This is a genomic window from Enterobacteriaceae endosymbiont of Donacia cinerea (assembly GCF_012569925.1).
GTDB lineage: Bacteria > Pseudomonadota > Gammaproteobacteria > Enterobacterales > Enterobacteriaceae.
Window position 1 is genome coordinate 453,551 of sequence record NZ_CP046204.1, and the last position, 9,346, is coordinate 462,896.

General features: G+C 19.2%; 11 protein-coding genes. 9 read left to right on the forward strand and 2 right to left on the reverse strand.

The features are described 5' to 3' along the window. Nucleotides 1-2: 2 nt before the first annotated feature. Both GJT94_RS02185 and infA read left to right on the forward strand, forming a co-directional pair. Nucleotides 3-1,754, forward strand: a complete 1,752-nt coding sequence (locus GJT94_RS02185) for an ATP-binding cassette domain-containing protein (protein WP_168894494.1) — start codon at nt 3-5, stop codon at nt 1,752-1,754. A gap of 36 nt (nt 1,755-1,790) precedes the next feature. Then, on the forward strand, nt 1,791-2,009 hold the full coding sequence (gene infA / locus GJT94_RS02190; RefSeq protein WP_168894495.1) for a translation initiation factor IF-1: 219 nt from the start codon (nt 1,791-1,793) through the stop codon (nt 2,007-2,009). 74 nt (nt 2,010-2,083) lie between these two features. Here infA and trxB read toward each other — a convergent pair whose 3' ends face one another. Beyond that, nucleotides 2,084-3,052: a thioredoxin-disulfide reductase gene (gene trxB, locus GJT94_RS02195; RefSeq protein WP_168894496.1), complete on the reverse strand. Its 969-nt coding sequence runs from the start codon at nt 3,050-3,052 to the stop codon at nt 2,084-2,086. A gap of 149 nt (nt 3,053-3,201) precedes the next feature. Here trxB and serS point away from each other — a divergent pair, with 149 nt between their 5' ends. Continuing rightward, nucleotides 3,202-4,485: a serine--tRNA ligase gene (gene serS / locus GJT94_RS02200; RefSeq protein WP_168894497.1), complete on the forward strand. Its 1,284-nt coding sequence runs from the start codon at nt 3,202-3,204 to the stop codon at nt 4,483-4,485. Between the two features lie 37 nt (nt 4,486-4,522). On the opposite strand, the gene argR is transcribed toward serS, so the two are convergent. Then, nucleotides 4,523-5,002, reverse strand: a complete 480-nt coding sequence (gene argR, locus GJT94_RS02205) for a transcriptional regulator ArgR (protein WP_168894498.1) — start codon at nt 5,000-5,002, stop codon at nt 4,523-4,525. A gap of 204 nt (nt 5,003-5,206) precedes the next feature. Here argR and rplM point away from each other — a divergent pair, with 204 nt between their 5' ends. From rplM to cgtA, 6 genes are all read left to right on the forward strand, one after another. Beyond that, nucleotides 5,207-5,629: a 50S ribosomal protein L13 gene (gene rplM / locus GJT94_RS02210; protein WP_168894499.1), complete on the forward strand. Its 423-nt coding sequence runs from the start codon at nt 5,207-5,209 to the stop codon at nt 5,627-5,629. A gap of 24 nt (nt 5,630-5,653) precedes the next feature. Further along, nucleotides 5,654-6,052, forward strand: a complete 399-nt coding sequence (gene rpsI / locus GJT94_RS02215; protein WP_168894500.1) for a 30S ribosomal protein S9 — start codon at nt 5,654-5,656, stop codon at nt 6,050-6,052. A gap of 129 nt (nt 6,053-6,181) precedes the next feature. Continuing rightward, on the forward strand, nt 6,182-7,444 hold the full coding sequence (gene murA, locus GJT94_RS02220; protein ID WP_168894501.1) for a UDP-N-acetylglucosamine 1-carboxyvinyltransferase: 1,263 nt from the start codon (nt 6,182-6,184) through the stop codon (nt 7,442-7,444). 106 nt (nt 7,445-7,550) lie between these two features. Further along, on the forward strand, nt 7,551-7,868 hold the full coding sequence (rplU, locus tag GJT94_RS02225) for a 50S ribosomal protein L21 (RefSeq protein WP_168894502.1): 318 nt from the start codon (nt 7,551-7,553) through the stop codon (nt 7,866-7,868). 11 nt (nt 7,869-7,879) lie between these two features. Continuing rightward, a complete protein-coding gene (gene rpmA, locus GJT94_RS02230) occupies nt 7,880-8,137 on the forward strand; it encodes a 50S ribosomal protein L27 (RefSeq protein WP_168894503.1) in 258 nt (85 codons plus the stop codon). 77 nt (nt 8,138-8,214) lie between these two features. Then, nucleotides 8,215-9,237, forward strand: coding sequence for an Obg family GTPase CgtA (gene cgtA, locus GJT94_RS02235; RefSeq protein WP_168894504.1), 1,023 nt, complete (start codon nt 8,215-8,217; stop codon nt 9,235-9,237). Nucleotides 9,238-9,346 lie beyond the last annotated feature (109 nt).

Genomic DNA, 9,346 nt, shown 5'->3' on the forward strand with positions numbered 1-9,346 from the left:
AAATGTTTTATTTATTTTATTTTTTAAAAAATTATCAAGAATATATTAAAAAAATTTTTTTAGGAATTTTTTTATCTATAATAAATAATTTAATGAATTTGTTTTTATCTATAATATCTGGATATTTACTATCTTCTACTTTTTTATTAAATATTAAAAATAATAATGTATATTATAATTATATTATACCTACAACTATTATTCGATTTATTTCAATAATAAAAATTATTACTAAATATTTTGAAAAAATAATTCAACATAATAATACTTTATATTTATTAAAAAATTTAAGAATTTTAATTTTAAATAAAATTTTTCCTTTATATCCATCAAATTTAATTTTTATTGATAATATTGAAATATTAAATATGTTAATTTCAGATATCGAAACATTAGATTTTTTATATTTACAAATAATTACACCTGTTTTAATAATAAGTATTATTACTTTAATAATTTTATTATATTTAATTTTATTTAATATAATTTTTTTTATTATTTTATTTGTTAATATTACTATATTAATAATATTTTATGTTTTTTACTTTTATGAAAATGGTAAAATAATAGGAAAAAAAAATATAGATATAAAAAAAAAATATTATTATTTAATAAATAATTTTTTATCACATTGTGTAGAATATAAAATCTTTGAAGGTATAAATTATATATCTAATAAAATTAATATTTTAGAATTAAAATGGCAAAAAATCCAATTAATAAAAAATAATTTAAATATTAACTCGCAACTATTAATAAATATTATAACTGATATTAATATAATTATTATATTATTATACAATCATATATATATTTATGATTTAATATTACAATATAAAATTATAGTATTTATATTATTTTTAATAACATTTTCCAAAATATTATTTCCTCTAAATAATGTTTTCCAAAATATTCATGAAATTTTTTTTTCTGCTAAAAAAATTTTTAGTATTATAAATAAAAAAACAACTATCTATTTTATAAAAAAAAGCAAAAATAAAAATAATATTAATTATCCTATAGAATTAAATATAAATAATCTATTTTTCTATTATAATAAAAAATATCCATATATATTAAAAAATATCTCTTTATATATAAAAAAAGAACAAAAAGTGGCTATTACTGGATATAATGGTAGTGGAAAATCTACATTATTTATGTTATTAACTCGAGCATGGGATCCTGTAAAAGGGAAAATTTACTTAAATAAATATAATTTAAAAAAATGGGATTTATTTTCATTAAGAAAAAATATAAGTGTATTACCTCAAAAAATATATTTATTTAGTGATACGTTAAAAAATAATATTTTATTAAATAATCAAGATAATGTAGAGATTAATAATAAATATTTAGTGAAAATTTTAAAATTAGTAGGTTTAAAAAAATTATTAAATAAAAATAAAAATTTTAATTTAGATCAATGGATGGGAGAAGGAGGGAGAATCCTTTCAGGGGGAGAATTAAAAAAATTAGGAATAGCTAGAATTATATTTCATAATGGAAATTTAATTTTATTAGATGAACTTACAGAAGGATTAGATCAAATTTCATCTATTAAAATAGTTAATTTAATTTTAACTATTTTTAAAAAAAAAACAATTATATTTATTACACATAATATTAATATTATGAAAAAAATGGATTGTATTTATTTTATGTATAATGGTTTTTTAGTTGAAAAAGGTAAATATAATGATTTAATAAATAAAAAAGGATATTATTGGCATTATATAAAAAATAATATATGATTATAATCATAATATTTTATATTATAAGGTACAATAATGTCTAAAGAAGAAAATATAGAAATGCAAGGTGTAGTATTAAATACATTACCTAATACTATTTTTCATGTAAAATTAGAAAATGGACATATAATAACAGCTCATATTTCAGGTAAAATGAGAAAAAATTATATTCGTATATTAACAGGAGATAAAGTTACTGTTGAATTAACACCTTATGATTTAAAAAAAGGTAGAATTATTTTTCGTAGTCGGTAATTTAATATTAATTAAATAATTTTTTAAAAAATTATAATTTATATAATATTATTAATTATTTTAAAAAAAACTAATTATTTATTAATTTTACTTAAAAATTTTTTAGCATCTAGTGCAGCCATACATCCTGTAGCTGCTGAAGTGATTGCTTGTCTATAAGTATTATCCATAACATCACCAGCAGCAAAAATTCCAGTTATATTTGTTTCTGTAAAATTTGAATTTTTAAAATTATTTTTATTAGTTAAAATATAACCATTTTTATCTAAATTTAATATTTTTTGAAATAAAAAACTATTAGGTATTGTACCAATTAAAATAAATACTCCATATACGGGTATAATTTTAATGTTTTTATTATTTAAAGAAGAAATTTTTATTCCTGTCACTCCAGTATCATTACCTAGTATTTCCTTGACTATATAAGGAACATGTAATATTATTTTTTTACTTTTTACTAATAATTTTAATTTTTGAAGTAATATTTTCTCAGCGATAAATTTACTTTTTCTATGAATTAAATGTATTGTAGAGGTAATTTTTGATAAATATAATGCTTCTTCTATTGCAGAATTACCACCTCCTACAATTGCAACTGTTTTATTTCGGTAAAAAAAACCATCACATACAGTACAGGAAGAAACACCTTTTCCTATAAATTTTTTTTCAGAATCCAAACCCAAAAATTTTGGATATGATCCTGTTGCAATAATCATGCTATCACATTTATATGTGAATAAATTACCTTGTACAATAAAAGGTGTTTTATTTAAATTAATAATTTTTATTATTGTATCATTTATAATATTAGTACCAAAATATAATGCATGATTATATAATTGATTCATTAATTTTTGTCCAGTTATATTTGGAAAATTTCCTGGCCAATTTTCTATATTAAAAGTTTGTGTTAATTGTCCTCCAATCTGATTTCCTGTAATTATTATAGGATTTAAATTAGCTCTTGCAGCATATATTGCTGATGTATAACCAGCAGGACCAGATCCTAAAATAAGAAGTTTTGTTTTTTTATTATTTTTCATATATATTTACTATTTTAATATTTTAATTATTATATATAAAATATATGATATTAAATATCAAATATTTTTAAAAATTTAAATATGTATAAAAAAAGTTTTATGCTAAAATTATGTAGTATTCTTATATATTTACATATATGGAAAATATTATGTTAGATATAAATTTATTACGTAATAATATTAATTATGTGTATAAAATTTTAAAAAAAAGAAATTTTTATTTAGATATTAATTTAATAAATAAATTAGAACAAAAAAGAAAAATTTTACAAATTAAGATAGAACAATTACAAATTAAAAAAAATCAGATAACGAAAAATTTATTTAGAAAAAATATTCATAATATATCTAAACTTAAAATGATAGTAATTAATATTAATAATCAAATTTTAAATAATAAAACTATATTAAATGATATTAAAAAAAACATAAATAAAATTTATGACATAATACCTAATTTACCATTAAATGATGTACCGATAGGAAATAATTCAAAAGAAAATAAAGAAATAAAAAAATGGGGTAAAATAATAAAATATAATTTTCCTATACGTGATCATATTGAATTAGGTCTTTTAAATAAAGGTATCGATTTAGAAGCAGGAGTTAATTTAAGTGGATCAAAATTTTTTGTATTGAAAGGATCAATAGCATATTTACATAGAATCCTTATTCAATTTATGTTAGATATTCATATTAATAATCATAATTATAAAGAAATTTATGTTCCTTATATAGTAAAAAAAAAAGCTTTATATGGTACTGGACAATTACCTAAATTTAGTGAAGATCTTTTTCATATAAAAAAATTTAAATCTTCTGATATAGAAGATTACTTTCTAATTCCTACAGCAGAAGTACCGTTAACTAATTTAGTGTATAACAAAATTATTGAAGAAAAAGAGTTACCAATTAAATTAGTTTCACATAGTCCTTGTTTTAGATCTGAAGTAGGTTCATATGGAAAATATAATAAAGGATTAATACGAACACATCAATTTGATAAAGTAGAATTAGTACAGTTAGTTAAACCTAAATATTCTATTAAAGCTTTAGAACAAATTACTGAAAATGCAGAAAAAATATTACAATTATTAAAATTACCATATAGAAAAATATTATTATGTACAGGTGATATGAGTTTTTCATCAAGTAAAACTTATGATCTAGAAGTATGGTTTCCTTCAAAAAATAAATATTATGAAATTTCTTCTTGTTCTAATATGTGGGATTTTCAATCAAGAAGAATAAAAGCTAGATACAGAAGAATAAAAGATAAAAAAATCTCTTTTATACACACTTTAAATGGTTCTGGATTAGCAATTGGTAGAACATTAGCAGCTATTATGGAAAATTATCAACTTAAAAATGGAGAAATTAAAATACCTAAAATTTTAAGACCATATATGCAGGGATTAAAGTATATAAAATAAAAAAATTAAGTAAACTACATTTACATTTATATTTATTTTATAATGTTTGTTCAAATAAATTTTGTATAGAATTATATAATTGAATAGTTTTAAATAAACGAGTAGGCACTACAAAAATAGTATCATCTCCTGCAATTGTACCTAATATACCTTCTGCTTTTCCTAAAGAGTCTAATAATCTAGCTATTAATTGAGCAGCTCCTGGACTCGTATGAATTATAATTAAAATATCGTTATAATCAATATCTAATACTAAATTTTTTAATGGACTAGTAGTGTGTGGCACACCTAATTCTAAAGGAAAACAGTATACCATCTCCATTTTTGTATTTCTAATTCTTACGGCTCCAAATTTTGTTAACATTCTAGAAACTTTAGATTGATTAATATTATGGAATCCGGCTGCTTGTAAAGCATATACAATTTCAGTTTGTGTTCCAAATTTTTCTTGTTTTATTAAATTTTTAAATACTTTAATTAAATTAGCTTCTTTTTTTTTTATAGAAATTATATTCATAAAGCCACCAAAAAAATACTACTTATCTAAAGTAAGAAATTATTTTTAGATATTACAAAATATATAATATCAAAATAAAAAAGACTAATTGCATTTATAATATAACTATACTATCATATTTTAATGAAAATTTATATTTTTTTATTAAAAAATTAAAAAATAAATAATATAACTACATTAATTACTTATATTTTGGATATATAAATGAGTATTTTATTAAAAAAAAAAGTTTATCGTCAATGGTATCTTATAAATGCAAAAAATAAAGTTTTAGGAAGATTATCAAGTATAATAACCCATTATTTAATGGGAAAACATAAAATTTTATATTCTCCCCATATGGATATAGGAGATTATATTATAATTATAAATGCAAATAAAATTAAAATTACAGGAAATAAAAAAAAAGATAAAATTTATTTTAGTCATAGTGGTTATTCTGGAGGATTAAAAAAAATTTCGTTTGAAAAATTAATTATAAAAAATCCTTGTAAAATACTTCAACATTCTGTTAAAGGAATGTTACCTAAAAATAAAATTAGATTATTAATGTTAAATAGATTAAAAATTTATTCAGGAATAATACATAATCATATAGCACAAAAAAAAAATATTTTAAATATTTAATAATATTATTAAGGATATTAATTTATGAAAAAAATAAATTATGATTATAATGCAACAGGAAGAAGAAAAAGTTCTTCTGCTAGAGTATTTATTAAAAAAGGTAATGGTAATATTTCGATTAATAAAAAAAACATAAATGTTTTTTTCCCTAGAAAAACATATTGTATTATGATAATGAAACCTTTAAAATTAATAAAAATGGAGGATAAACTAGATTTATATATTACTGTTAAAGGAGGGGGAAATTCAGGACAAGCAGGAGCTATTCGACATGGAATTACAAGAGCTTTAGTAAAATATGATAATTTTTTTAGAAAAAATTTTAAAAAACAAGGTTTTCTAACACGTGATGACCGAAAAGTAGAACGTAAAAAAGTAGGTTTTAAAAAAGCTAGACGTAGTCCTCAATTTTCTAAACGTTAAAATTAAATTTTATTTAATTATTATATAAAATAATATTTTATTAAAATTTAATTTATTTTAATATTTTTGTTTATTAAAAAATGATTTTTATTTTTTGTTTTATAATTTTATTAATATTTTCAGAGAAAAATGGATAAATTTATAATAAAAGGTCCAGTAAAATTAAAAGGAGAAGTTAATATTTCTGGATCTAAAAACGCTGCTTTACCTATTTTATTTTCTTCCCTTTTAATAAAAGAAATAATAGAGATTAAAAATATTCCTAGATTAAAAGATATAGATGTAGTAATAAAATTATTTTTAAATTTAGGAGTAAAAATTAAGAATGGTAAATCACTAATAATTAATACAAGGAATTTATATACTAATTTTAATTTTCCTGAAAATTTAATAAAATCTATTAGAGCTTCTATCTGGTTAATTAGTCCTTTACTAGTACGTTTTAAAAAAATAAATATATCTTTACCAGGAGGTTGTTCTATTGGTATGAGACCTATTGATTTACATATCAAATACTTAAAAAAATTAGGTGCTAATATTTATATTAAAAATAATCGTATTATTGCATCTATAAATAAAAATTTTATAGGTTCTCATATAATAATGAAAAAAAATAGTGTAGGAGCTACAATTAGTATTATTTTAGCTGCAATTTATGCTCAAAATATAACTATTATTGATAATGCAGCTAAAGAACCAGAAATAAAAGATTTAATTCATTTTTTAAAAACTATGGGTGCTAATATAAAAGGAGAGGGAACTAATCAAATAATAATTAAAGGTGTTTTAAAATTAAAAGGAGGAGTTTATACTATAATGGATGATAGAATAGAAACAGGAACTTTTTTAATAGCAGCTGCCATATCTAAAGGATATATTATATGTAAAAATACTAATCCTCAAAATTTAAAAATAGTTTTAAAAAAATTAAAATATACAGGAGCAGATATTAAAACAGGAAAAAATTGGTGTAGTATTAACATGAATAATAAAAAACCAAAAGCGGTAAATATTATAACTGGACCATATCCTAGTTTTCCTACAGATATGCAACCTCAGTTTACTTTGTTAAACTGTATTGCTTTAGGTAAAAGTATAATACAAGAAACTATTTTTGAAAATCGGTTTCTATATATACATGAATTAATTAAAATGGGAGCAAAAATTTTTATAAAAAATAATAAGGTATTTTGTCGAGGAATAAAATCATTATATAGTGCAAAAATTAAAGCAACAGATTTAAGAGCATCAATTAGTTTAGTATTAGCTGGATGTATTGCTAAAGGAAAAACAATTGTTAATAATGTTAATTATATTGATCGTGGATATGAAAATATAGAAAATAAATTAATTTCTTTAGGTGCAAAAATTAAAAGATTAGAAAATAAATAATTAATAATATTAAAATATGTAATAATTAAATTATTTAATAAATTTATAGAATATTTTATATTATTAGTTATTTATTTTTTAAAGTATATTATAAGGATAATAATAAATGTATGCTATTTTTGACAGTTGTGGTAAACAATATAAAGTGATCCAAGGACAGACTATTAAATTAGAAAAAATTACGGGAAAAATTGGAGATAAAATTGAATTTAAAAATATTTTAATAATATATGAAAAAAATAAACTAAATATAGGAAATCCTATTATCCCAGGAGCAAAAATAATAGCACAAATTATTTTACATGGTAAAAATAAAAAAATTAAAATAATTAAATTTCGTAGAAGAAAACATTTTCGTAAGACACAAGGACACCGTCAGTTATTTACCAATATAAAAATTCTTAAAATTCAATATTTAGTTTAGGAGAATATTCTATGGCACATAAAAAAGCTGGTGGTTCATCTAGAAATGGTAGAGATTCACATTCTAAGAGATTAGGTGTTAAATGTTTTGGAGGGGAAAAAGTAAAACCCGGATTTATTCTTATAAGACAAAGAGGTAATAAATTTCATGCTGGAAATAATGTAGGATGTGGTAAAGATCACACTTTATTTTCAAAAATAAATGGAGTTGTAAAATTTACTATTAGAGGAATCAGAAAAAAAAAATATATCAATGTTATTAATACATAATTTTTTATTTATTTTAATTAAATATTAAATAATGTTTTAATTTGTAAAACATATATTTTTTATAAAATGGAGTTATAATGAAATTTTTTGATGAAGCAATTATACATATAAAAGCAGGTAATGGAGGAGATGGATGTATTAGTTTTCATCGTGCAAAATTTATTCCGAAAGGAGGTCCTGATGGAGGTAATGGAGGTAAGGGAGGAAATATATATTTTATATCTAATAATAATATTAATAATTTAAATAATTTCTATCGTAAAAAAAATTATATATCTGAAAATGGATTAAAAGGACAAAATTATCAACGTACAGGAAAAAATGGTAAAAATTTAATTATTTATGTCCCAATAGGTACAAGTATTATTGATACAAAAAAAAAACTTATTCTTATATCTCTAAAAAGAGATAAACAAAAATTTTTAGTTGCAAGAGGAGGAAAAGGAGGGTTAGGTAATATTAATTTTAAATCTTCTATTAATAGAACTCCATATAAAAGTACTAAAGGTTGTTTAGGACAAAAAAAAAAAATAAAATTAGATTTTATTTTAAAAGCAGATATAAGTGTATTAGGTTTACCTAATGTTGGGAAATCAACATTTATAAGAAAAATATCTTCTGCTAATACTAAAATAGGTGATTATTTTTTTACAACTACAAAACCTATTTTAGGAATTATTAAAAATAAATTAAATAGTTCTCCTATTTCAATATTAGATGTCCCTAGCATTATAAAAAAATCTTCAATTGGAAAAGGATTAGGATTAAATTTTATTAAACATTTTAAATATTGTAATTTATTACTACATTTTATAGATATATCAATTATTAAGAATAATATTGGCATATCTAATGCTATAGATATAATTAATTCTGAAATTAAAAAATATAATAAAAAAATTCTTTTAAAAGAGCAATGGCTTATTTTAAATAAAATTGATTTGATAAATAATCAAAATAATTTTATTTTACATATTAATAAAATTTTAAAAAAATATAAATTTATAAAAAAATTTTATTTTATTTCATCAAAAAAAAATATCGGAATAGAAATATTATGTATGGATATTTTAAAATATTTATTAAATAAAAATTTATAATATAAATCGATTTTGTTAGATTCACTATTTAAATTATTTATATTATTTATTTATATTCTTTTATAAAAGAATTATATTAAATTAAATTTTATTTAATTTGGATCTTAAA

Bases quoted from the DNA above. Each gene is read 5' to 3' on its own strand.
- GJT94_RS02185 (WP_168894494.1), top strand. From the start codon at position 3: ATGTTTTATTTATTTTATTTTTTAAAAAATTATCAAGAATATATTAAA.
- infA (WP_168894495.1), top strand. From the start codon at position 1,791: ATGTCTAAAGAAGAAAATATAGAAATGCAAGGTGTAGTATTAAATACA.
- trxB (WP_168894496.1), bottom strand. From the start codon at position 3,052: ATGAAAAATAATAAAAAAACAAAACTTCTTATTTTAGGATCTGGTCCT.
- serS (WP_168894497.1), top strand. From the start codon at position 3,202: ATGTTAGATATAAATTTATTACGTAATAATATTAATTATGTGTATAAA.
- argR (WP_168894498.1), bottom strand. From the start codon at position 5,002: ATGAATATAATTTCTATAAAAAAAAAAGAAGCTAATTTAATTAAAGTA.
- rplM (WP_168894499.1), top strand. From the start codon at position 5,207: ATGAGTATTTTATTAAAAAAAAAAGTTTATCGTCAATGGTATCTTATA.
- rpsI (WP_168894500.1), top strand. From the start codon at position 5,654: ATGAAAAAAATAAATTATGATTATAATGCAACAGGAAGAAGAAAAAGT.
- murA (WP_168894501.1), top strand. From the start codon at position 6,182: ATGGATAAATTTATAATAAAAGGTCCAGTAAAATTAAAAGGAGAAGTT.
- rplU (WP_168894502.1), top strand. From the start codon at position 7,551: ATGTATGCTATTTTTGACAGTTGTGGTAAACAATATAAAGTGATCCAA.
- rpmA (WP_168894503.1), top strand. From the start codon at position 7,880: ATGGCACATAAAAAAGCTGGTGGTTCATCTAGAAATGGTAGAGATTCA.
- cgtA (WP_168894504.1), top strand. From the start codon at position 8,215: ATGAAATTTTTTGATGAAGCAATTATACATATAAAAGCAGGTAATGGA.